This is a genomic window from Streptomyces sp. col6, from assembly GCF_008042035.1.
GTDB lineage: Bacteria > Actinomycetota > Actinomycetes > Streptomycetales > Streptomycetaceae > Streptomyces.
Window position 1 is genome coordinate 1 of the sequence record NZ_RDBL01000032.1, and the last position, 1,174, is coordinate 1,174.

2 protein-coding genes are annotated in these 1,174 nt (G+C 73.5%); both read left to right on the forward strand.

Translation table 11 applies throughout. The features are described 5' to 3' along the window. A partial coding sequence (locus EAO73_RS34735; RefSeq protein ID WP_147975523.1) for a PDR/VanB family oxidoreductase occupies nucleotides 1–891 on the forward strand: 891 nt, incomplete at its 5' end. Nucleotides 892–911: 20 nt separating this feature from the next. Further along, a complete protein-coding gene (locus tag EAO73_RS34740) occupies nucleotides 912–1,142 on the forward strand; it encodes a recombinase-like helix-turn-helix domain-containing protein (protein ID WP_147975524.1) in 231 nt (76 codons plus the stop codon). Nucleotides 1,143–1,174: the final 32 nt, after the last annotated feature.

A 1,174-nucleotide genomic window follows, 5' to 3' on the forward strand; every position in this document is an offset into this window, starting at 1 on the left:
GTCCTGAGCATCGAACTCACCCACCCCGACGGCGCCCCCCTCCCCACCTGGCAGCCCGGCGCCCACATCGACGTCCACACCGGCGGCCACATCCGCCAGTACTCGCTGTGCTCCGACCCCGCCGACACCACCCGCTGGCGCATCGGCGTCCTGCGCGAACCCGCCTCCCGCGGCGGCTCCGCCCACATCCACACCGAGCTGCGCCCCGGCCGCACGGTCCACGTCCGGGGCCCCCGCAACCACTTCGCGCTCGACCCCGACGCCACCGGCTACCTCTTCGTCGCCGGCGGCATCGGCATCACCCCGCTCCTGGCCATGGCCCGCGAAGCCACCCGCACCCGCACCCCCTGGCGGCTCGTCCACGGCGGCCGCACCCGCGCCTCCATGGCCTTCACCGCCGAACTCACCGCCCTCGCCGAACTCCCCGGCGGCAGCGTCGAGTTCGTTCCCCAGGACGAACAGGGCCACCCCGACCTCGACACCCTCATCGGCAGCACCGAACCCGGCACCCAGGTCTACTGCTGCGGCCCCGAACCCCTCCTCGCCGCCGTCGAGGAACGCTGCCCCGACGCCCGTACCGAACGCTTCGCCGCACCCGCCGCCGCACCCCGCGACGGCGAGGACACCGGCTTCGACATCGTCTGCTCCCGCACCGGCCGCACCGTCGAGGTCGCCCCGGACACCTCCGTGCTCGACGCCCTGGAGAACGCCGGCATCCCCGTCGGCTCCTCCTGCCGCGACGGCATCTGCGGCACCTGCGAGACCAAGGTCCTCGAAGGCACCCCCGACCACCGCGACTTCCTCCTCAGCGAGGGCGAACGCGCGGCCGGCGCCTCGATGATGCTCTGCGTCTCCCGCTCCCGCACCCCCCGCCTCGTACTCGACCTCTGAACCGCCCGAAGGGAGCCGACATGACCGGCCCGACCAGCCCGCAGTACCTCGACCCGCACCAGGCCCGCACCGCCGAGCCCACCCCGTACGAGAAGAAGCTCGCCGCCGTCATCGAGGAGGTCTTCGGCGGCGGGGCCCACGACCTGCCCGGACTTGTCGCCGGACTCAACTCCCGCGACCTGCCCGCCCCCGACGGCAGCCCCTGGACCGAGGAAACCTTCCGCACCGAGATGCGACGACTGGGAGCGTGAGACAGCCATGACCACCGCCACCACCCCCGTAC